The 20,532-nt window shown below is 68.1% G+C and carries 18 protein-coding genes; 6 read left to right on the top strand and 12 right to left on the bottom strand.

Annotation, left to right across the window (positions count from 1 at the left end):
* Positions 1–20: 20 nt before the first annotated feature.
* Entirely contained in the window at positions 21–1,112 is a 1,092-nt protein-coding gene (gene psrA, locus GA0116996_RS15240) for an iron-containing alcohol dehydrogenase PsrA (protein WP_092313087.1), read from the top strand.
* Positions 1,113–1,186: 74 nt separating this feature from the next.
* The gene (locus GA0116996_RS15235) at positions 1,187–2,491 is read left to right on the top strand and encodes an MFS transporter (protein WP_092313084.1); all 1,305 of its coding nucleotides are present in this window, start codon (positions 1,187–1,189) and stop codon (positions 2,489–2,491) included.
* Between the two features lie 114 nt (positions 2,492–2,605).
* On the opposite strand, the gene GA0116996_RS15230 is transcribed toward GA0116996_RS15235, so the two are convergent.
* On the bottom strand, positions 2,606–3,661 hold the full coding sequence (locus tag GA0116996_RS15230; RefSeq protein WP_092313080.1) for a cyclase family protein: 1,056 nt from the start codon (positions 3,659–3,661) through the stop codon (positions 2,606–2,608).
* Between the two features lie 375 nt (positions 3,662–4,036).
* On the opposite strand from GA0116996_RS15230, the gene garD reads away from it, so the two are divergent.
* Positions 4,037–5,602 carry a galactarate dehydratase gene (gene garD / locus GA0116996_RS15225; RefSeq protein WP_092313076.1) on the top strand — a complete coding sequence of 522 codons (1,566 nt, stop codon included), beginning with the start codon at positions 4,037–4,039 and terminating at the stop codon, positions 5,600–5,602.
* Between the two features lie 9 nt (positions 5,603–5,611).
* On the opposite strand, the gene GA0116996_RS15220 is transcribed toward garD, so the two are convergent.
* On the bottom strand, positions 5,612–5,848 hold the full coding sequence (locus GA0116996_RS15220; RefSeq protein WP_092313073.1) for a DUF3820 family protein: 237 nt from the start codon (positions 5,846–5,848) through the stop codon (positions 5,612–5,614).
* A 58-nt stretch (positions 5,849–5,906) separates the two neighbouring features.
* Positions 5,907–6,833 (bottom strand): LysR family transcriptional regulator, encoded by a 927-nt coding sequence (locus GA0116996_RS15215; protein WP_092313070.1) that lies wholly within the window; start codon positions 6,831–6,833, stop codon positions 5,907–5,909.
* Positions 6,834–6,932: 99 nt separating this feature from the next.
* Here GA0116996_RS15215 and GA0116996_RS15210 point away from each other — a divergent pair, with 99 nt between their 5' ends.
* Both GA0116996_RS15210 and GA0116996_RS15205 read left to right on the top strand, forming a co-directional pair.
* On the top strand, positions 6,933–8,159 hold the full coding sequence (locus GA0116996_RS15210) for a CaiB/BaiF CoA transferase family protein (RefSeq protein WP_244159882.1): 1,227 nt from the start codon (positions 6,933–6,935) through the stop codon (positions 8,157–8,159).
* Positions 8,152–9,291: an acyl-CoA dehydrogenase family protein gene (locus tag GA0116996_RS15205; RefSeq protein ID WP_092313067.1), complete on the top strand. Its 1,140-nt coding sequence runs from the start codon at positions 8,152–8,154 to the stop codon at positions 9,289–9,291. Before GA0116996_RS15210 ends, GA0116996_RS15205 begins: the two co-directional genes overlap by 8 nt.
* A gap of 27 nt (positions 9,292–9,318) precedes the next feature.
* On the opposite strand, the gene GA0116996_RS15200 is transcribed toward GA0116996_RS15205, so the two are convergent.
* Together GA0116996_RS15200 and GA0116996_RS15195 are read right to left on the bottom strand one after the other, a co-directional pair.
* Entirely contained in the window at positions 9,319–10,035 is a 717-nt protein-coding gene (locus GA0116996_RS15200; RefSeq protein WP_092313064.1) for a ProQ/FinO family protein, read from the bottom strand.
* Positions 10,036–10,134: 99 nt separating this feature from the next.
* Positions 10,135–10,473 carry a hypothetical protein gene (locus GA0116996_RS15195; protein ID WP_092313061.1) on the bottom strand — a complete coding sequence of 113 codons (339 nt, stop codon included), beginning with the start codon at positions 10,471–10,473 and terminating at the stop codon, positions 10,135–10,137.
* 374 nt (positions 10,474–10,847) lie between these two features.
* Between GA0116996_RS15195 and GA0116996_RS15190 the strand changes: the two genes are divergently transcribed.
* Entirely contained in the window at positions 10,848–12,731 is a 1,884-nt protein-coding gene (locus GA0116996_RS15190; RefSeq protein ID WP_092313363.1) for a sulfatase family protein, read from the top strand.
* 38 nt (positions 12,732–12,769) lie between these two features.
* Here the strand turns inward: GA0116996_RS15190 and GA0116996_RS15185 are convergent, their stop codons facing one another.
* From GA0116996_RS15185 to GA0116996_RS15155, 7 genes are all read right to left on the bottom strand, one after another.
* Positions 12,770–13,645, bottom strand: a complete 876-nt coding sequence (locus GA0116996_RS15185) for an ABC transporter permease subunit (protein WP_092313058.1) — start codon at positions 13,643–13,645, stop codon at positions 12,770–12,772.
* Between the two features lie 10 nt (positions 13,646–13,655).
* The gene (locus tag GA0116996_RS15180; protein ID WP_092313055.1) at positions 13,656–14,432 is read right to left on the bottom strand and encodes a taurine ABC transporter ATP-binding protein; all 777 of its coding nucleotides are present in this window, start codon (positions 14,430–14,432) and stop codon (positions 13,656–13,658) included.
* Positions 14,433–14,516: 84 nt separating this feature from the next.
* Positions 14,517–15,524: a taurine ABC transporter substrate-binding protein gene (gene tauA, locus GA0116996_RS15175; protein WP_092313052.1), complete on the bottom strand. Its 1,008-nt coding sequence runs from the start codon at positions 15,522–15,524 to the stop codon at positions 14,517–14,519.
* Between the two features lie 248 nt (positions 15,525–15,772).
* The gene (locus GA0116996_RS15170) at positions 15,773–16,753 is read right to left on the bottom strand and encodes an ABC transporter substrate-binding protein (RefSeq protein WP_092313049.1); all 981 of its coding nucleotides are present in this window, start codon (positions 16,751–16,753) and stop codon (positions 15,773–15,775) included.
* 139 nt (positions 16,754–16,892) lie between these two features.
* Entirely contained in the window at positions 16,893–18,302 is a 1,410-nt protein-coding gene (locus tag GA0116996_RS15165) for a hypothetical protein (protein ID WP_092313046.1), read from the bottom strand.
* Positions 18,303–18,597: 295 nt separating this feature from the next.
* Positions 18,598–19,152 (bottom strand): hypothetical protein, encoded by a 555-nt coding sequence (locus GA0116996_RS15160; protein WP_207781262.1) that lies wholly within the window; start codon positions 19,150–19,152, stop codon positions 18,598–18,600.
* 119 nt (positions 19,153–19,271) lie between these two features.
* Positions 19,272–20,516, bottom strand: a complete 1,245-nt coding sequence (locus GA0116996_RS15155) for an MFS transporter (protein ID WP_092313040.1) — start codon at positions 20,514–20,516, stop codon at positions 19,272–19,274.
* Positions 20,517–20,532: the final 16 nt, after the last annotated feature.

Here is a 20,532-nt window from a genome sequence, read left to right as displayed (position 1 = left end):
GCCAGGACCCAGGAGACCCCATGATTCACGCCTACCACAACCCCGTGTCGATCCATTGCGGGGCCGGCGCGCTCGACCAGTTGCCGGCCCTGCTCCACGGCCGGCGCGCCGTGGTCGTGACCTTCCCCGAAGCGCGCGCGCTGGGACTGGTGGCGCGGCTGGAAGCGCTGCTGGGCGCGGACCTGGCCGGACTGATCGAAGACGTGCAGCCCAACCCCGATGTGGCACAGCTGTCCGGCCTGTACCACCGCTTCTGGGAACATGCCGACCGCTGCGACGCCATCGTCGCGGTCGGCGGCGGCAGCGCCATCGATACCGCCAAGGCGCTGATGGTCGGCACCCGCTCGGGCCGGTTCGATTCGCTGATCAGCCTGCTGGCGAGCGGCAAGTCCTTCACGCCGGCGCAGGCCAGGCCGCTGATCGCGGTGCCGACCACCGCCGGCACCGGCAGCGAAGTGACGCCATGGGCCACCATCTGGGATGCGGCGAACCAGAAAAAATACTCGCTGCACCTGCCGCAGACCTGGCCCGCGGCGGCCATCGTCGACGCGCAGCTGATGCTGTCGGTGCCGCGCGCCACCACCATCGCCACCGGCCTCGACGCGCTCTCGCACGCGCTCGAATCGATCTGGAACGTCAACGCCAACCCGGTCTCCGACACCTTCGCGGTGTCGGCGGTTGAGGACATCTTCGACACGCTGCCGCAACTGGCGCGGAACCTGGATGACCTGGCGCTGCGCGAGCGCATGGCGCTGGCCGCGCTCAAGGCCGGACTGGCGTTCTCCAACACCAAGACTGCGCTGGCGCATTCGATCTCCTACGAAATGACGCTGCGCCACGGCGTGCCGCACGGCATTGCCTGCTCGTTCACGCTGCCGCTGGTGCTGGAAAAGGCTTGGGCGCGCCGCCCCGATCGCGACCGCACGCTGCAGCGGCTGTTCGGCCCGTCGTTGCCCGCCGCGCAGCAGCGCCTGCGTGGCTTCCTGCAGGGGCTGGGCGTGAAGACCGAGTTTGCCGACTACGGCGTCAGCGACGACGAGGCCGGCGCCATGATCGCGCGCGCGCTGGACGGGGCACGCGGCAGGAACTTCATCGGCGCCGTGCCTGCGTAGCGGTTCCCCGCGGCCAGCGTTTACCCGCCCACATGAGCCCGGCAAACGGGCCGACAATACAACAGGAGACAACCATGGAAACTGCCGATCGCATCCAGGCAGGGGCGTTCGTCGCGCCCGCCGAGCAATCGTTCCGGCGCGCGCAGTGGCGCATGCTGCTGGCCGCGATGTTTTGCTATTTCTTCTTCTACACCGGGCGGCAGACCTTCGGCTTTGCCATTCCCGGCATCCAGGAAGAGTTCGGCCTGTCCAAGACGGCGCTGGGCTGGGCCTCGACCTGCCTGCTGTGGTGCTACGCCATCGGCCAGGCCATCAACGGCAACCTCGGCGACAAGTTCGGCGGGCGCCGCGTGATGACCGCCGGCGCGGTCCTGTCATGCGCGGCCAACTGGGTGGTGAGCTTCGCCGTCGGCTTCAAGAGCCTGGCGATCCCATGGGGCATCAACGGCTACTTCCAGGCGCTGGGCTGGGCACCGGGCAGCCGGCTGCTGTCGAACTGGTGGGGCGCGGGCGAGCGCGGCAAGGTCTACGGCTTCTATGTGTTCGCGGCCGGCTGCGCGTCGGTGCTGTCGTTCGTGACCTCGATCGTGGTGGTGAACATCCTGCAGCTCGACTGGCGCTGGATCTTCCGCCTGCCGGTGCTGCTGATGCTGCTGGGCGGCATCACGTTCTACCTGATCGTGCGCGAGCGGCCCGAGGAGCTCGGCTTCAGGTCGCCTGACACCGGCGTGGCCAGGCGCGAGGACGCGGACCACGCCACCGCGGTCGAGACCGACGCCGAGGAAAGCTCGTGGTCCCGCTACCAGGCTGTGCTGCGCAACCCGCGCCTGATCATCGCGGGCCTGTCGATCGGCTTCCAGAACGCGGCGCGCTACGGCCTGATCGTCTGGGTGCCGGTGCACTTCCTGGGCAAGAACTGGAAGACCGCCGAGACGCTGATCGACCCGGCCTGGATCTCGGTGGCGCTGCCGGTGGGCATGGCGTTCGGCGCGCTGTCCAACGGCTGGATCTCGGACCGGCTGTTCGGCTCGAGCCGCAGCAAGGCGATCATGCTTTACATGGTACTGGGGGCGATGGCATCGATGGTCATGTACCAGTTGCCCACGGGCATGGGTGCCATCGTCGCGCTGTTCCTGGCGGGTTTCTTCGTCTATGGTCCGGCGTCGTCGTTCTGGGCACTGTGTCCGGATCTGGTGGGGGCGAAGCGGGCGGGCACGGCTACGGGCATTCTCAATTTCTTCTCTTATCTGCTCGCGGGCCTTGGGGAACCGCTGATCGGTCGCATCCTGGACCAGTCGGGTAATACCTCGCTGGTATTTCCTATCGTGGCCGCCAGTTGCATTATCAGTGCCGTCATTGCGGCGTTCATTCGGCGGTAGGGAAGCGGGGCGGCCGGGCGCGATGTAGTGGGTCTGTTTCGCCGGCTACGCCGGCAAAACAGCAGCGCGAGTCAAGTTCGGCACCCAACCGCAGTTCGGAAGCATCCCGAACACTTACACCGTGGCAACCGGCGTAACCGGCGACCCCACCGCCCCGGGCAACCTCAACGGCGGCGCCGTCAACTGAAACCGCGTCCGCCCATTCGCCCTCAGCCAGTCCGCCAGCTCCCGCAAATACCACAGCTCCCCCAGCGGCAATCCCAGCTTGAACAAGCAATGGTGATGCAGCGGCAGCAAAGGATGGTGCGCTTGGCCATCCGGCGCCGGGCGGGCAGGGTACCGCTCCACCGCATAGTTGTCCGCGATCAGCGCCGCGATGCCCGCATCGGTGATCCAGTTCAGCAGCTTGTCATCACGCCCGTCGAGCGCGCAGCAACTGTGATGCAGCACGCCCTCGTCAGGCTCGCGCTGCATCGACAGCACCACTTCGGCAAAGCCGGTGCGCAGCAGCAGCATGTCGCCGCGTTCGACTGCCACCTTGCCGGCCTCCATTGCGCGCATCAGGTCGTCATAGCCGACGTTGCGGAAGTCCATGCCAAAGACATGCGCCAGGTCCACCAGCACGCCGCGTCCCTGCATGCCCTTGACCGCGAAGTTCTCGATGCCGAGCGCGTGCGCCGCGCTGTGGTCGTGGCCGCACGGGTGCGCCGCGAAGTTGTCGTCCTCGGCGTAGTCGACCGGCCCGACGATATGCTCGTTGGCGCGGTAGCCGTTGTAGTAGACCCGCTCGGCGCGGCCATCGCCGTCGGCGTCGAAGAGCGCGCCCACATGCGCCAGCGCGTCCCATTGCGTGCTGTACTGCAGACACATCAGCACCTGGTCGTCGCTGATGACATCGGTCGCGGCAGGATCCATCTTCGCCAGCGGGAAGTTGGTGTACGGCGAGTCGTCGCGGAAGGTCGGCCGCAGCACCGGAGGATGGCGACGGGGATTGAGCTTGTTGCCGCCGGGGTAGTCCAGCGGCAGCGACAGGCAGAAGCTCAGGCCGGCCTGCACCTCGCGCGCGCCCTTGATGACCTGTTCGGGCCCGATCAGGTTGATGCGGCCGAGCTGGTCGTCGGGGCCGAAGTCGCCCCAGTTGGAACCTTGCGGACGTTGCTTCCAGCGCATGAGTCATGCCTCCTGTCGTGTGGCTGGCCGCGGGAACGGCCAGGCGATGCGGAACGGAATTCAAAGCCGGGCGGGGTGTTGCGCAGGGCCGGCGCGTGGATTGGCCGGTGCCGTCTGGCATGAAACCGGTTGCACTCTTATAGGCCATGTCGCAGGGGACGGTCATTTTGCAGTGCAGCAAAGGTTGCTTTTGTCTGATCGCGGTGTTGCCTCCTTTTCGTATGTTGTCGTACAACATCGGCAGAATGTGCGACGCAAATCTCCCGGATTCGGGTGTTTTGAGGGATAACCCGCAGCCGCAGAAGCGATGAAGTCTGTAAAATGTTGTCAGACAACGTAACACATGCCCTGATTAATTTCGAGGCTGGAGAAGACATGGCAGTGACCCCTACCGTGGCAGTGCAGGCATCGCGCCCCCTCTACATCACGATGCACGCGCACGACAACGTCGCCATCGTGGCCAATGACGGCGGGCTGCCCGCAGGCACCACCTTCCCGTGCGGCCTGGTGCTGGCCGAAGCGGTCCCGCAAGGCCACAAGGTCGCGCTGGCCGACCTGCGCGAAGGCGACGCGGTGATTCGCTACAACGTCGTGATCGGCTACGCGCTCAGGGACCTCCCGCGCGGCAGCTGGGTCAACGAGCGCGTGATCCGCATGCCGCCCGCCCCCGGGCTGGAGGACCTGCCGGTCGGCACGCGCGTGACGCCGCTGCCGCCGCTGGATGGCTATACCTTCGAGGGCTACCGCAATGCCGACGGCTCGGTCGGCACGCGCAACATCCTGGGCATTACCACCACGGTGCAGTGCGTCGAGGGCGTGGTGGAGTTCGCGGTGCGCCGCATCAAGGAAGAACTGCTGCCCAGGTATCCCAACGTCGACGACGTGGTCGGCCTGGAGCACACCTATGGCTGCGGCGTGGCCATCGACGCGCCCGATGCCGGCATCCCGATCCGCACCATCCGCAATATCGCGCTGAACCCCAACTTCGGCGGCGAGGTGATGATCGTCAGCCTGGGCTGCGAGAAGCTGCAGCCGGCGCGCCTGATCGGCGCCGGCACCATCCCGATCCAGAAGGCGGGCGAACCCGACGTGGTGTGCCTGCAGGACGAGCAGCACGTGGGCTTCGCCTCGATGATCGATTCGATCATGGCGACGGCGGAAAAGCACCTCGCGCGCCTGGACGCGCGCCGGCGCGAGACCTGCCCCGCGTCAGACCTGGTGGTAGGGGTCCAGTGCGGCGGCAGCGATGCGTTCTCCGGCGTCACCGCCAATCCGGCAGTAGGCTTTGCCACCGATCTGCTGGTACGCGCCGGCGCCACCGTGATGTTCTCCGAAGTCACCGAGGTGCGCGACGGCATCGACCAGCTCACCGCACGCGCCGCCACGCCCGAGGTGGCCGACGCGCTGGTGCGCCAGATGGCCTGGTATGACCGCTACCTGGAGCAAGGGCAGGTCGACCGCAGCGCCAACACCACGCCCGGCAACAAGAAGGGCGGCCTGTCCAATATCGTCGAAAAGGCGATGGGCTCGATCGTCAAGTCCGGCACCGGTCCGATCCACGGCGTCAGCGGCCCGGGCGAAAAGGTCACGCAGAAAGGCCTGATCTACGCCGCCACGCCCGCCGGCGACTTTGTCTGCGGCACGCTGCAGCTCGCCGCCGGCATGAACCTGCACGTATTCACCACCGGACGCGGCACGCCGTACGGGCTGGCGGAAGTGCCGGTGATCAAGGTCTCCACGCGCAATGACCTGGCGCGGCGCTGGCACGACCTGATGGACGTCAATGCCGGCCGCATCGCCACCGGCGAGGCCACCATCGAGGACGTGGGCTGGGAGCTGTTCCACACGCTGCTGGCAGTGGCCAGCGGCAAGAAGTCATGGGCCGAGCACTGGAAGATCCGCAATGCGCTGGTGTTGTTCAATCCGGCGCCGGTTACCTGAGGGCTGGTTTTACTGGGGCGATGCGTCGTGGCCCCGCAACGGCTTCAGCAAATAAGCGAGCCCGTTGTGATCCAGTTCATGCATCAGCGCCAGCAGCGCGCCGATCTGTCCCGGCGGGAAGCCCTCGCGCGCGAACCAGTTCAGGTAGTTGCCCGGCAGGTCGGCGATCAGCGTGCCCTTGTGCTTGCCAAAGGGCATGGTGACGGTGACCAGCCGCTTCAGGGCGTCGGTGTCGAAATCGGTCATGGGAGCAGGCCATTCGGAAAGCGCCACGCTACCACAGTCGCGCTGGCGAGAGCGGGGCTCAGGCAACGCGCGGGCGCGGGCGGGCTGGGGCGCCGGTTGCCTCCGCCACGGCGGCGCGCACGCATTCGGCCAGCAGTTCCGCGGCACGTGAGCGCGTGGCGCGCGCCGCGCGGGCGATCACCAGCGGCTGGCGCACGGTGTCTTCACGGATCGACTTTTCCACCACGGCGGTGATCTGCGATGACGCGGGCGCCTGCGTGATCAGCAGCGCCACGCCCAGGCCGTTGGCGACCATGCCGCGCGCCAGTTCCAGCGAGGTGGCGCGGTAGCGCACCTCGGGCTGCAGCCCGTATTGCCAGAACGGCGCCATCAGGAATTCGCGGCTGTGCGGCAGGTCGATCAGGATCAGCGGCTCCTGCGCCAGCTCATGCAGCGAGATGCTGCCGCGGCGCCGCGCCAGCCGCGAGCCGGCGGGCACCAGGCCGTAGGGCCGCAGTTCGGCCAGCAATTCGCGCTCGAGGTCGTCGGGCATGCCGACGTCGTAGCTCAGCGCCAGCTCGATCTGTCCCCCGTGCAGCCAGTCTTCCAGCTGGGCCAGGTCGCCTTCGACAAAACGCACCGCCAGGTTGGGATAGCGCTCGCGCGCCAGGCGCAGCAGCACCGGCAGGTAGACCGGCGCCAGCGTGCGGAAAACCCCGATCTGCACTTCGCCGGCCGCACCGTCGCCGCTCTTGTCGACCTCGAACGCCGTGGCCGCGCCCAGGATGTGGCGGGCTTCGGCCAGCTTGCGCACGCCGAAGCGGGTCAGGGTCATGCGCGCGCCGGCGTCGCGGGCAAACAGGGCTTCCTCGAACAGCGTCTCCAGCTCGCGGATGGCGACCGAGATAGACGGCTGCGAGACGCTCAGCAGCCGCGCCGCCGCCGTGGTGCTGCCGGTTTCTGCGGTCGCGGCGAAGTAGCGCAACCGGCGCAGCGAGACACGCATCAGAAAATCCTATAGGTGCTAGTCGAATTCCATATTTTACTTGATAGCTTGCGCTGCGCAGAATCGAGCCACTGAAACGCAAGCCATGAAACCCAAGCCATGCGCTTGCAAGCCATCGAGGAGCAAGCCTTGGATCCGTCCAGCGATTCCACCCATTCCCCCCATTCCGACCTGCCGCTGGCCGGCATCCGCGTGATCGATTTTTCGCGGGTGCTGGCGGGGCCCTATTGCACGGCGCTGCTGGGCGACCTGGGCGCCGAGGTGATCAAGATCGAGCCGCCCGGCGGCGACGACTACCGCGCCGTCGGGCCCTTCGTCGGGGGCAGGAGCGGGCTGTTCGCGGCGATGAACCGCAACAAGCAGAGCATCGTCATCGATTTGAAGACGGCGGCGGGGCTGGAGCTGGCCCGCGCGCTGTGCGCCCGCGCCGACGTGGTGGTGGAGAACTTCCGCCCGGGCGTGGCGGACAAGCTCGGCATCGGCTACGAGGCGCTGCGGGCGCTGAATCCGTCGCTGGTCTATGCGAGCGTGTCGGGCTTCGGCCAGACCGGGCCCGAATCGCACCGGCCTGCCTACGACATCATCCTGCAGGCGATGTGCGGGCTGATGGATGCCACCGGCGCGCCCGACGGTGCGCCGACCATGCTGGGCGAGGCGGTCTCCGATGCGGTCAGCGGGCTCTTTGCCTCATGGGGCGTGCTGGCGGCGCTGCTGGCGCGCGAGAAGAACGGGCGCGGCACGCATGTCGATGTCTCGATGTTCGACGCGACGCTGAGCCTGAGCGCGACGCTGGTCGCGCGCTATGCCGCCACCGGGCGGGCGCCGCAGCGGGTGGGCAACCGCCATCCGTCATCCGCGCCGTTCGGCGTGTACCGCGCCGCGGACGGGTTCTACGTGGTGGCGGTGCTCAACAACAAGCTGTTCCACACGCTGGCAGAAACCATCGGCTGCCCGGAGATGGCGCATGACCCGCGCTTTGCCGATGACGAATCGCGCTGCCGCTTCGAGCCCGCGCTGCGCGCCGGGCTGGAGGCGTGGTCGTCAGGCCTGACCGTCGCCGAGGTGAACCGCGTGCTGGGCGCGGCGGGCATTCCGGTGGCGCCGATCCGCAATGTCAGGCAGGCGCTGGAAAGCGAGCAGGCCGTCCATCGCGGCCTGCTGACCGAAGTGGCCGGGCCGGATGGAAGCACGCTGCGGCTGCCGTCGCAGCCGGTGAAGTTCTCGGGGTATGGCCCCAACCGTGTCACGCCCGCGCCTGAGCTGGGGCAGCACACCGGGGCCATCCTGGCCGCGCACGAATTCAGCAAGGAGAAACAACATGCTTAAACGACTGGGCGTCGAGCCGGGCGACCTGGAAATCGCCGATGCCATCGGCCGCTTCGCGCAGAGCGAACTGGCGCCGAAGGCGGCCGAAGTGGACCGCGCGGAAACGTCCACCACGCGCTATGTGCCGCAACTGGCCGAACTGGGCCTGATGGGGATGAACCTGCCGGAACGGTGGGGCGGCACGGAGACTTCGCCAGTGGCGCTGATCCTGTCGCTGGCGGAGGTTGCCAAAGCCTGCGCTTCGACCTCGTCGATGCTCGGCGCGCATTACCTGGCCACCGATTCCATCCTGATCGGCGGCGACGACAGCCAGCGTGCGCGCTACCTGCCCGACGCGGCGGCCGGCACGCGGCTGGGTGCGTTCGCGCTGACCGAGCCGCGCGCCGGTTCCAACCCGGCCGACATGGCCACGCGCGCCACGCCGCAAGGCGATGGCTACCGGCTGCGCGGGGTCAAGCACTTTATCTCCAATGCCGAGGCGGCGGACTTTATCGTGGTCTATGCCAAGACCGATCCGGCCGCGGGCACGCGCGGCATCAGCGCCTTCGTGGTGGACCGGCATAGCGACGGCGTGCAGGTGGCGCCGGCCGAGAAACTGATGGGCATCCATGGCGCGCCGGCCCATGAGGTGGCGCTCGACTGCTTCGTGCCCGCCGCCAACCGGCTGGGGCCTGAGGGCACGGGATTCCGCACCGCGATGAAGGTGCTCGACAACAGCCGGCTAGACGTGGCCGCTACCAGCCTGGGCATTGCCGAGGCGGCGCTGGCCTGCGCGGTGGACTGGGCCCGGCAGCGCCAGGTGGGCGGCGAGCCGCTGGCGCGCAAGCAGGGCCTGCAATGGATGTTCGCGGACATGCGCACGCGGCTGGAGGCGGCCTGGCTGCTGACGCTGCAGGCCGCGGCGCGGCGCCGCGACGGAGAGCCCTTTACCGAGCAGGCGTCGATGGCCAAGCTCTATGCGTCGGAAATGGTGGGCTTCGTCACCGATGCCGCGCTGCAGATCCACGGCGGCTACGGTTTCACGAGGGAAATGCCGCTGGAGCGGCTGGTGCGCGATGCGCGCATCCTGCGCATCTACGAGGGCTCGTCGGAAATCCAGCGGACCGTGATCGCGCGCGCGGTGCTGGGATAGGCGCCGCCGGACGGCCGGCGGCGCGGGTCAGGGCGTTTCCGGGGTATCAGGCGCAGCCGGCGTCGCCTGTGCCTGTGCCTGTGCCTCGGCAGGCGCCGCGGCTGGCTCCGCCGCGGCCGGAGCGTCGGGCGCCGCAGCGGCTGCAGGCGCTGCAGCCTTGGCCTTCTGGCGCGCGGCGCCGGCGCGGCGCGCCTTCAGTTGCTGGGCGCGCTTGGCATCCGCCAGGGTGACCACGCCGGCCTCGTTGCCGTCCAGGTCCAGCCGCTTGGCGCCTTCCACCATGCACGACCAGTAGCGCGCGCCGCTGCACCAGGTGCGGATCGCCTCGCGCAGCTCGGCCTCGTCCAGGCCCAGCTTTGCCGCATGCTGGGTCAGGTCTTCGAAGGTGCCGATCTTCAGCGGCACCTTGGGGGCCGGGTTCTTGGGGAAGGCCTTGGGGAAGTGCTTCTGCAGCCGGGCAATGGAATGCACCACCGGATCGACCGGCTTGGCCGGCGCCGCGGCAGGCGCCGCGCGGCGGCCCTTGGCGCCCGCGGGCGTGTTTGCACTGGCGCCAGTGCGCTCGCCGTCACGGGGGCGCTTCGGCGCGCCCTTGGATGCGCCCTTGGACGTGCCCTTGGACGCGTCGCCGGTGGCGCCGGCGGCCGCGCCTTGGCGCGGGCCCTTGCGCTCGCCCTTCCTGGATTCGGCGGCCGCCTTCTTGGCGAGTTGGTCCCTGAGTGCTGCCAGTTGTTCGAAGCCCATGATGTCTGCCGTTGTGTGAACCGGGATTGTATCAAGGCCGGGCGGCGGGCATGCCCGGCGGCATCGGGCGGCTTCCGCAGCGGGCTGAGCAGACGGCGCCTAAGGCCTGGCGCGGGCCTGGGCCGCGAAAGCCCGCCACTCCCGGAATACCGCATCCAGGCAGGCGGCCGAGCCGCACCGATCCCGCTTTCCGCGGAACGCCGCGACATCGGCCGGGGTGATCGCGCCCGCCTTGAGCAGCCGTTGCTGGTCGGCGTGGATGCGCTGGTAGCCCATGGAGAAGAGAGCGGATTCGCAGATCATCCGCTGCGCCTCGTTGATGCCGGGCGGCCTGGCTGACGGGTCGCAATCGATGTCGGTGGCGGCCTGCGCGGCGCCCGGGAACGTGAGAGCGGCGGTTGCCAGGCAAAGGCCGGCGAGAGGGCTGACGCGGATCATCGGCTTGCTGCTGTCACAAGATCGAAGTCCCGGAGCCGGCGGCACGTGCAATCGGGACGTGCATGGCTGGCAGCGGGAATCGGGTGGAAGCGCGATTATACCGGGCGCCGAGTGGCCGGGTCCGGCAGGCGCTACGCCAGCCCGGCGCTCCCGGAGAAGAGGCAAGCGTGCGGCAGGCAACAAAGACAAGCGCGGGAAGCCTGGCGCATATTTGCCGGCAAAGATGGGGATGACTAGACTGCTCTTGGGTGTTTGCTCTGCGCCTGAGTCCCATGATCTGACGTTCGTCGCCGGCACATCGCGCCGGGTTGTGTCGGGCGGTCGCGCTTGCATGGCATCCGTTCGATGAAGGCTTTGCCTGCGGAAGGATGATCATGGACGGCAATCAGGATCGCAATCGGGATCGCAATCGGGATCGCAATCGGGACGGCAACCAGGACCGCAACCAGGACGGCAACCAGGACGGCACTCTCAGACTGACCCGGCGCGCATTCCTGACTGCCGCAGGCCTGGGCGCCATCGCCCTGGGCGCGGGCGCTGACAAAGAAGCAAACGGCGCCGCCCCTGGTCTGTCTGCAACCGGCCAGCCGGCTGGCCGGGGCAGTGCGCCAGCGCGGCCGTACAACATCCTCTTCATCCTGGTCGACCAGGAACGCTACTTCCGTCCCGGCGAACTGCCAGCGGATTATGAGCTACCGGCACACAACCGCCTGATGCGGCGTGGCACGACATTCGTCAATCACCGGATCAACTCGTGCGTCTGCACACCGTCCAGATCCGTCCTCTATACCGGCCAGCATATCCAGCAAACACGGATGTTCGACAACACGAACTTTCCATGGATCGGCAGCATGTCGACGGAAATCAGGACCGTGGGTGACATGCTGCGTGACGCCGGCTACTACACGGCCTACAAAGGAAAATGGCACCTGCACAAGGAATTCGAGACCGTCAACAAGCTCGGCACGCCCACCCGGATTTTCACCGCGGAAATGGAATCCTATGGGTTCTCGGATTACTTCGGCATCGGCGACATCATCGCCCACACCCGCGGTGGCTACGACCATGACGGGGTCATCGGCGCGATGGGCGTGAGTTGGCTGCGCAGCAAGGGGCGGGAGTTGTCGGGCGAGGGCAAGCCGTGGTTCCTGGCGCTGAATCTGGTGAACCCGCACGACGTGATGTTCTATGACACCGATGCGCCCGGCACGGCCGTCCAGCCCCGGCGCGGCATCACGCATGTTGCGCGCGACCCGGTCGATCCGTTGTATGCCCGGCAGTGGAAATTCGAGCTTCCGGCGAGCCGGAAGCAGGCCCTTGACGCACCGGGGCGTCCGCCTGCGCACCGAGACTTCCTGCGCTCGCACGATGCGCTGGTCGGCGAGATCCCGAACGAGGACCCGCGCTGGCGGCGACGCCACAACTACTACCTGAACTGTATCCGCGACGTGGATCGCAATATCGCGGCGGTATTGTCAGAGCTCGACGCGGCAGGCCTCGCCGACAGCACGATCGTGATCCTGACATCCGACCATGGCGACATGGATGGCGCGCACCAGCTTCACGCCAAGGGCGCCGTGTCGTACCGGGAACAGAACAACGTTCCCCTGATCGTTGCGCACCCGGCTTACCAGGGCGGCAGGCAGTGCCGCGCGGTCACCTCGCATCTTGATATTGCGCCGACGCTGGTTGCCATGGCCGGTGTCGCGGAGGACCGGCGTGCGGGCATTGTCAAAGGACTTCCGGGAAAGGACTTCTCTGGCTTGCTCGCGGCTCCCGAAAAGGCGGACGTGAATGCCATTCGCGACGGGGCGCTTTTCTGCTACAACATGCTCGCCTACATCGATGGCGACTTCCTCAACAAGGCAGTTGCTTATATGCAGAGCGGCGGGAAGCCAGATCAGCTCAAGCATGCAGGGATTCGCCCCGACCTGATGAAACGCGGGGCCGTACGCGCCGTCTATGACGGGCGCTACAGTTTTGCGCGCTACTTTTCTCCCAAGCAGCACAACCGCCCGGCGACGCTTGAGGAGCTCTACCGATTCAACGACGTAGAGCTATACGACCTTCAGGCCGATCCGTCCGAGACAGCCAATCTGGCTGCGCAAGGTGCACGGCATGCGGAGCTGGTACTCGCGATGAATGAAAAGCTGAATCGGCTGATCGACAGCGAAGTGGGTGAAGATCGCGGCCAGATGCTGCCCGGTGGCATCGATGCTGGCTGGGAAGTGACAGCGGAGACCATGGCCGGGGCCTAGGCGCGGGTTCACGCGTGCCTGGCCCCGGGCCGCCTGCCTTACATCCGCCCCTTCCAGGGCACCAGCCACTTGGCCAGCTTGCGCATCAGCAGGTCGAACACATAGGCGATCAGCCCGATCAGCACGATGCCCATGATGACCACGTCGGTGCGCAGGAAGTTGGACGCATTGAGCACCATCTGGCCCAGCCCCGCCGTGGCCGCCACCATCTCCGCGGCGACCAGCGTGGTCCAGCCGAAGCCGATGGCGATGCGCATGCCGGTCAGGATATCGGGCAGCGCCGCCGGGATCACCACATGACGCACCACCTGCCACGGGCTTGCGCCCATCGAGTACGCCGCGTTGATCTGTTCGATCGTGACCGAGCGCACGCCCGCCTGTGCCGACATCGCCAGCGGCGCGAAGCAGGCCAGGAAGATCAGCAGCACCTTCGAGGTCTCGTCGATGCCGAACCAGATCACGATCAGCGGCAGGTAGGCCAGCGGCGGCAGCGGCCGGTAGAACTCGATCGGCGGATCGAAGATGCCGCGGGCGATGCGCGACACGCCCATCATCACGCCGATCGGCACCGCGGTGGCGACCGCCAGCGCGAACGCGCCGAACACGCGCAGCATGCTCGCCGCGAAATGCTCGGTCAGCGGCTGGCCGCCCTGCAGGTTGCCCTGCCAGGCATCGACAAAGGCGGTGAAGATCGACTCGGGCGTGGGCAGGAACAGCGGCGGCAGCCAGCGCAGATGGCTGGCCAGCCACCATAGCGCCAGCAGCAGCACCACGGTGATGGTGGAGATGCGCGAGCTGGACCCTTCGCCTGGCAGGCGGTAGCCCGACACGGTCTTCATGGGGCGGCCCGGTGCGGCCGCGGGTGCCGCGCCGGCATGCGGCGGCGGCTCGATGCGTTGGACGGTAGCGGACATCTGGTTCTCCTCAGGCGGTGGCATGGATCAGGTCGACGATCTCTTCGCGGTAGCGGATGAACTCCGGGTCGGACTTGACCGCGCGGGCGTCGCCGCATTCGATGAAGCGGCGCGCGAACGGCAGTTCATAGGTATGGGCGATGCGTCCGGGCGAGGGCGTCATCACGATCAGCCGCGTGGCCAGGAACAGCGCCTCTTCCACGCTGTGCGTAATGAAGAAGACGATCTTCTGCTCGCGCGCCCACAGCTTCAGGATCAGTGCCTGGATCGACTCGCGCGTGAGCGCGTCGAGCGCGCCCAGCGGTTCGTCCATCAGCATCACCGCCGGATCGCAGGCGAGCGCGCGGGCAATCCCCACGCGCTGCTGCATGCCGCCCGAGAGCTGGTACACCGGCTTGGCGGCGACACTTTCCAGCCCGACCGCGGCCAGCTTTTCATGGGCGATGCGCAGCCGTTCGGCGCGGGACACGCCGCGCAGGCGCAGGCCCAGCGCAACGTTGTCCTCGACGCTGAGCCATGGCATCAGCGCATGCTTCTGGAACACCACGCCGCGTTCGGCGCCGGGGCCGTGCACGGGCTTGCCGCTCAGCCGGATCTCGCCCTCCGACGGCTCCATGAAACCCGCGATGCATGACAGCAAGGTGGTCTTGCCACAGCCCGAGGCCCCCAGCGCGACCACGAAATCGCCGCGCTCCATGGTGAGATTGACCTGCGACAGGGCCAGCGTCTTCGCGCCGCCGGCGGTGCCGTAGTTGACACTGACATTATCGATTTCGAGTTGGTACATGATGGGCTTCCGCAACAGGATCTCCGGGACCGCCGCACGAACAGGGGCGCGCGGCAGCCAGCTTCAGCAACAGGGAGTGCGCCGTCAGCGCAGCGCCCGCTTTGCCCATTCCGCGTTGACGCCGGGGCCATAGTCCGGCAGCACGGTCTGGATGGTGCCCTGCTCCTTGAGGAACTGCGCCGCCGACTGCAGCGCGCGCGCCGCGCCGCCGCCGAGCCAGCGCTCGGAGACCTGCTCCTGCAGCGTGGGGAAGCTGTACAGCGCCATGCTGGCCGGCACGGTCTCGGGCTTGGCGCCGGAGACCTTGGCCACGGCCTTCACCATGGGCGAATCGGCGGTCCACGACGCCTTGTTCTTGCGGTAGTTCTCGTCCGCCGCGGCCAGCACGCGCACCAGCTTGACCATGAACTCGGGGTTCTCGCGCGCGAACTTCTTGTTGGCGATCATGCCGTCGAAGGTCGCCTTGCCGGTGTCGGCGGCAATCTGTCCCGAGGTGGTCAGCACCGTGCCCGACTGCTTGAGCTTGGCCAGCACCGGATCCCAGATAAAGGTGGCGTCGATGTCGCCGCGCTCCCATGCGGCGGCCACCTCGGGCGGACGCATATTGACGATGCGCACGTCCTTCGGATTGATCTTCGCGCGCTCCAGTGCGACCAGCGTGTGGTAGTGCGTGGTCGATACGAACGGCACGCCGATGCGCTTGCCCTTCAGGTCGGCGACGCTGGCGATCTTGCTGCCGTTGCGCGCGACCATGGCTTCGGCCGCGTTGATGTCGTCCAGGATCCAGAACAGCTCGACATCGAGTCCTTGCGACAGTGCCGAGGCGATCGGCGAGGTGCCGGCTTCGCCGATGGCGATCTGGCCCGAGGCCATGGCGCGGATCACGTCCCCGCCGCCGCCGAACTGTCGGAACGAGACCGTGTAGCCGGTCTGCTTTTCCAGCTCCTTCATGTCCTGCGCATAGCGCCAGGGCACGACCATGTCCTGGTAAGCAATCACTACATTCTTGCTTTGGGCCTGCACGGTCTGCGCGGCCGGCACCAGCGCCGCCGCCAGGGCGAAATACATCGCGATCTGCTTGATCCACCGCATGGTTGTGCTCCTCGGATGAGAAATGGGTTTGGGGGTCACGGCTTTATAGGTGAGCCCGATTCCGGGCCTATAGGACCAGTTGCCGGGATTCGGTTGGGCCAGAACCGGCCGCGCGCGCGCAGGCCGCGCCGGGCCGCGGGGAGCGGTGGCACGGGGCTGCGTCAATCATGGAATTCCTGTACCGGCCGCCGCGGGCACCGGGGTCGCGCCGGCGCCGCTTGCGGTGTCAACGCGCCGGGCGCGCGCGCTCAGGCGCTCAGGGAGAACCCGGAGTCGAAGGTCTGCCGCACATCGAGCCGCTGCCTGAGCAGCCCGGCCTTCAGGTAGAAATCCGCGGTGCGCTGCTGCTCGGCGATCAGCGCCGCGTCGATGCTGCGCCACTGCGTGCGGCGCCGCTCGAACTGCAGTCGCGCGGCCTGCGGCGAGATGCCGATGATGCGGGCCAGCGTCGCCGAGAACTCCGGCACATGCTGGTAGGACCACTGCTGCGCGCGCACTACGCGGTGCAGGAAGTCCTGCAATACCGCGCGCTTGTTCGCCAGCGCGGCGTCGGTCGCGGCCAGGTAGCTGAGGCCGGACCACAGCCCGCGGCCGTTGACCAGCACGCGCGCGTGCTGGCTGGTTTCCGCCATCGCGGTATAGGGCTCCCACGTGGCCCAGGCATCGATCGAGCCGCTGCTCAGCGCCAGCTTGGCATCCGCGGGCGGCAGGAAGCGCAGGTTGGCATCGTCCGGTTTCAGTCCGGCTGATTCCAGCGCCTTGAGCGCGATCAGGTGCCCGATCGAGCCGCGGTTGGTGCCGATGCTCTTGCCTTTCAGGTCTGCAGCCTGCCGCAGTGGCGAGTCGGGCCGCACCAGCACCGCGGTGCCGTAGGGGTCAGAGCGGTTCGCACCGATCAGCCGGATGCGCGTGCCGGCCGCCAGCGCGAAGATGGCCGGCGCGTCGCCGATCGGGCCGCTGTCGACCGCGCCCGCGTTCAGCGCCTCGGCCAGCGGCGCCGCGGCGGGGAACTCGGTCCACTGGATGTCGTAGGCCAGGCCCTCGAGCGCGTTGGCGGATTCGAGCAGCGCGCGCAGGCCGCCCTTCTGGTCGCCGGCCTTCAGCACCGGGCGGCCCTGGGCGTGCGCATCGCCGGCGGCGAAGGTGGTGAAGGTGAGGAGGGGGCCGGAGGCAAGCGCGGCCGTGGCGGCGGCGCCGCGGCGCAGGAACTGGCGTCGGGAAGCGGTCATGGCGTTCGGGGTGTTCGGGGTGTGCGGGTGTTCAACATCGGAACCCCCGAACGTACGCGTGCCGCGCCCGCGCACCAACGAATAAATCCGCGCTTCGATATGCGTGGTGGGTGGCGGCGCAGGGCCGCCGCGGATGCGCTCAGTCGAGTCCGGTGGACTCGGCGGGATCCCGTTGCGAACGGATGTCCTCCGGACTGAGCAGGATGTAGCCCAGCGACTTGAGCAGCTGCACCGCCTCCAGTTCGGCGTCGAGATACACCGGGCGTTCCGGGGTGCGCGCGCGCTGTGCCGGCGGCGGCCACGGGGCGCTGCCGTGCGCGGCCAATGGCGCCAGCGGCGCGGTGTCCTGCAGCCAGCGCGCGGTCAGGATGCGGCAGTGTTCCAGGTTGGGTTTCCACGACACGTCGACGGCCGCATTGAACCGGCCGGTGCAAAGGCGCAGCCGCTTCAGCGCTTTCAGCCAGCCGACGAAGGCCTCGGGCTCGGCCGGCTGGTAGCCGCGCAGCAGGGCCGCGAGATAGTCCTGCGCGGTGCGGCCATCCAGCGCCGGGTCGTCGTCGAGCAAGGCAATTTCAAGCGCCACGTGCTTGCGGCCGTCGTGGTCGTAGATGGTGCATTCGCTATCGACCACGCCTTCGCGCAGCAGCTCGCACAACAGCGCCCAGGCCCTGGGGTTCTTGTCGAGCCGGCTTTCCAGCGTGGGGTCGATGCGGGCGAGCAGTTCCGGCATGGTGCGCACCTCGCCCGACTGGGCCGCCGCCGCGAACGCCATCGCGTTGGCGGAAGGCTTGTCCCCGTGTGCAATCCGTTGCAGCGAGGCCTCCTTGAGTTCGCCGATTTCCGCGGCGGTGTCCACCGCGTGCATCCACGCATAGTCTTCCAGGCTGGCGCATAGCTTGCGCGCGGCCCGCGCCAGCTGGCCGGCCAGCGACTGGACAAAGCCGGTGCACAGCGCGCAGCGGCATTCGAGCCGGCCCGCGTGCAGGAAGCCGGCATAGAGCCGCTCCTGGTGTCCGCAATGCGCGCATTCGAGCGAAAAGCCGCCCTGGCGCACCGGCCGCTGCGATGCCAGCAAACCATCGACCTGGTATTGCGCCCGGCCCCCGCAGCATGGGCACAGCCATTGCAGCTTGTGCGCGCCATCGCGCGGCGCGACGGCGCGCTCGAACTGGCGCGCGATGGCGCTGCGCGGGATGCCCTGGGCGCGCCCGACCACATCGGCGCAATAGCGCCAGTAGCAGTACGAGTGTGCCAGCGCGGCCTGGTCCGCGGACAGCTGCCGCAGTGCCGGCAGCACGGCCGAGCTGCGGCGGATCTCGGGCGCGAGGGCGTCGACCAGTTCCGGCCCGCCCGGCATCGCGGCCTCGAGCGCGGCGCGGCTTTGCTCCAGGAAATCGGGCACGTAGACCCGGCGGATAAAGTCCTCGTTCTCCAGCCAGAACAGGTGGCCCGGAAGCGCTTCCAGTGCCTCGATGCCGTCCCTGACTTCTGTCATGCCGGCGCAGGCGAGAAACGTGAACGGCTTGCTGAACAGGAATTGGTCTGTCATGTTGTTGTCAACGGCGTATCTCGCCCATGAGCCCCACATGCTCGTGTGCGTTCGATTCACCCCGTGACGCAGGCCAAGGCAAAAGCAGGAAGGCGCCAGCCGCACGGCGCTTTCCGCTTGTGGGGACTTGCCCCTTCTTGTTTTCAGTTCATGAGAACGCGCGCATTTTTCGTTGCCGCACTGGACAGCATAGGCGACACGGCGCCTTCCATACAAAGGAATCATGCAGCGCATCAAAGTCTTGCAGTGATGATCTCGACGCCTGCAAGCGCCTGTTCCGCATCGCCACCCGCCGCTACAGCGGCGCAGGCTGGGGCGGTGCCGCGGGTTTCTTGCCGCCGCCGCTGTAGGAGAAATATTTCGCCTTGGCGCCCTTGGCCCAGTAAGCCACGGTGAAGTGCTTGCTGTCGCGCCCGTAGAGCAACTCCAGGCTGCCATTGGCCGCGCTCCATTCGGCGTAGCCGTTCTCGGCCGCGCCTTCGGTCTTGCGCACGGCGGCATAGCGCTCGTCCAGCTTCCTGCGCACTTCTTCCATGGCGGGGCGCTCGAAGGTCATGGTCACCAGCGCCACCGCATCCTGCGCATCGCAGTTCAGGACCACGCGCGACAGGCCGGGCAGATGGAAGCGCTCCAGATGCTTCAGTTCCACCGTATCGCCGCCGGCCCATTCGGAGGTGCCGGTCCTGGCATGGTTCTGCGGCGGTGACAGGCGCGAGCATCTGGCCTTGCCCAGTTCCAGGCCCAGCGGCGCCGCGGTATTGCCGGCCGGCTCGGGCTGGGCCGCGGGGGTTGCGGCGTGGACGGAAACGGAGGCCAGCAGTGCGGCGCAGAGCGGGAAGAACTGCTTCATGTTGAGGCGGGTAAGGGCTTTCACGTGATCGAACCAGGTTGGATGCGAGATTCTAAAGCCTTCTTGCGCGGATTTTCGCTCGCGTTCGCGCCGCCTTCGCCTGAACGGGTGAGGCCAGGCTATGACGTAGCCTGCGCCGGCATCCACCGGCGCGTGCCGGCCCAGAACGCCAGCGCCAGCATGCTCACCCCCGCACCGAACATGCAAACGCCGCGCCAGCCGGCGGCGTCATAGGTGGCGGTGGTGGCAAGCGCGCCCAGGCCGCTGCCGGTCGCATAGAACAGCATGTAGGCGCCGACCAGCCGGCTGTGCGCGGTGGCGTCGGCGCGGAAGATCATGCTCTGGTTGGTGACATGGATGGCCTGGCCGCCCAGGTCGAGCAGCACGATGCCGAGCGCGAGCGGCCACAGCGAGGTGCCCAGCCATGACAGCGGCAGCCATGCGGCCACCAGCAGCACAAGGGCCGCGCATGTGGTGCGCTGGCCGAGGCCCTGGTCGGCCCAGCGTCCCGCGCGCGCCGCGGCCAGGGCACCGGCCGCGCCGACCAGCCCGAAGGCGCCGATGGCGGTGTGCGACAGCTGGTAGGGCGGGGCGCTCAGCGGCAGCACCAGCGCGCTCCAGAAGATATTGAACGCAGCGAACATCAGCAGCGCGATCATGCCGCGGATCTGCAGGACCCGGTCGCGGCGCAGCAGCGCCAACATCGACCACACCAGGGTGGCATAGCGCAGGCGCTGCGCGGGGCCGGGCAGCGCCGGCAGCGAGCGCCACAGCAGCAGGGCCAGCACCAGCATGATCACGGCGGCGCAGACGTAGACGCTGCGCCATCCGGCCAGGTCGCTGACGCCGCCGGCCACCACACGCGCCAGCAGCAAGCCGGCAAACACGCCGCCCTGCGCGGTGCCGACCACGTGCCCGCGTTCTGGTGGCGCCGCCGCGGCGGCCGCATAGGCAATCAGTCCCTGCGTCATGGCGGTGCCGAGCAGGCCGGTCAGCAGCATCCCCGCCAGCAGCATCGTGACCGATGGGGCCAGCGCCACCACGGCCAGCGCGCCGGCCAGCGCCAGCACCTGCGCCAGCATCAGGCGGCGGCGCGGCAGCAGGTCACCGAGCGGCACCAGCAACAGCAGCGCCAGCGCGCAGCCGGCCTGGGTGGCGGTGACCACGCCGCCGACCGCCGCGGCGCCGATGTGGAAGTCCGCCATCAGCGCATCCAGCAGCGGCTGCGCGTAATAGACGTTGGCCACGCTCAGCCCGCTGGCGCAGGCGAACAGCAGCACCGCGGCACGCGGCAGCGGTGCGGGCAAGGCCGCGGGGTAGGGTGTGGGGGATGCCGGGTCGGCCGCGCGCGAGCAGGTTTCCATATCGCTTCTAACTGGT

The organism is Cupriavidus alkaliphilus, from assembly GCF_900094595.1.
Lineage (GTDB): Bacteria > Pseudomonadota > Gammaproteobacteria > Burkholderiales > Burkholderiaceae > Cupriavidus > Cupriavidus alkaliphilus.
The sequence above is the reverse complement of the archived record's forward strand: the minus strand, read 5'-3'. Positions and strand labels throughout refer to the sequence as shown.

Coding starts and splice junctions, on each gene's coding strand:
- psrA (WP_092313087.1), top strand. CDS start 21: ATGATTCACGCCTACCACAACCCCGTGTCGATCCATTGCGGGGCCGGC.
- GA0116996_RS15235 (WP_092313084.1), top strand. CDS start 1,187: ATGGAAACTGCCGATCGCATCCAGGCAGGGGCGTTCGTCGCGCCCGCC.
- GA0116996_RS15230 (WP_092313080.1), bottom strand. CDS start 3,661: ATGCGCTGGAAGCAACGTCCGCAAGGTTCCAACTGGGGCGACTTCGGC.
- garD (WP_092313076.1), top strand. CDS start 4,037: ATGGCAGTGACCCCTACCGTGGCAGTGCAGGCATCGCGCCCCCTCTAC.
- GA0116996_RS15220 (WP_092313073.1), bottom strand. CDS start 5,848: ATGACCGATTTCGACACCGACGCCCTGAAGCGGCTGGTCACCGTCACC.
- GA0116996_RS15215 (WP_092313070.1), bottom strand. CDS start 6,833: ATGCGTGTCTCGCTGCGCCGGTTGCGCTACTTCGCCGCGACCGCAGAA.
- GA0116996_RS15210 (WP_244159882.1), top strand. CDS start 6,933: ATGCGCTTGCAAGCCATCGAGGAGCAAGCCTTGGATCCGTCCAGCGAT.
- GA0116996_RS15205 (WP_092313067.1), top strand. CDS start 8,152: ATGCTTAAACGACTGGGCGTCGAGCCGGGCGACCTGGAAATCGCCGAT.
- GA0116996_RS15200 (WP_092313064.1), bottom strand. CDS start 10,035: ATGGGCTTCGAACAACTGGCAGCACTCAGGGACCAACTCGCCAAGAAG.
- GA0116996_RS15195 (WP_092313061.1), bottom strand. CDS start 10,473: ATGATCCGCGTCAGCCCTCTCGCCGGCCTTTGCCTGGCAACCGCCGCT.
- GA0116996_RS15190 (WP_092313363.1), top strand. CDS start 10,848: ATGGACGGCAATCAGGATCGCAATCGGGATCGCAATCGGGATCGCAAT.
- GA0116996_RS15185 (WP_092313058.1), bottom strand. CDS start 13,645: ATGTCCGCTACCGTCCAACGCATCGAGCCGCCGCCGCATGCCGGCGCG.
- GA0116996_RS15180 (WP_092313055.1), bottom strand. CDS start 14,432: ATGTACCAACTCGAAATCGATAATGTCAGTGTCAACTACGGCACCGCC.
- tauA (WP_092313052.1), bottom strand. CDS start 15,524: ATGCGGTGGATCAAGCAGATCGCGATGTATTTCGCCCTGGCGGCGGCG.
- GA0116996_RS15170 (WP_092313049.1), bottom strand. CDS start 16,753: ATGACCGCTTCCCGACGCCAGTTCCTGCGCCGCGGCGCCGCCGCCACG.
- GA0116996_RS15165 (WP_092313046.1), bottom strand. CDS start 18,302: ATGACAGACCAATTCCTGTTCAGCAAGCCGTTCACGTTTCTCGCCTGC.
- GA0116996_RS15160 (WP_207781262.1), bottom strand. CDS start 19,152: ATGAAGCAGTTCTTCCCGCTCTGCGCCGCACTGCTGGCCTCCGTTTCC.
- GA0116996_RS15155 (WP_092313040.1), bottom strand. CDS start 20,516: ATGGAAACCTGCTCGCGCGCGGCCGACCCGGCATCCCCCACACCCTAC.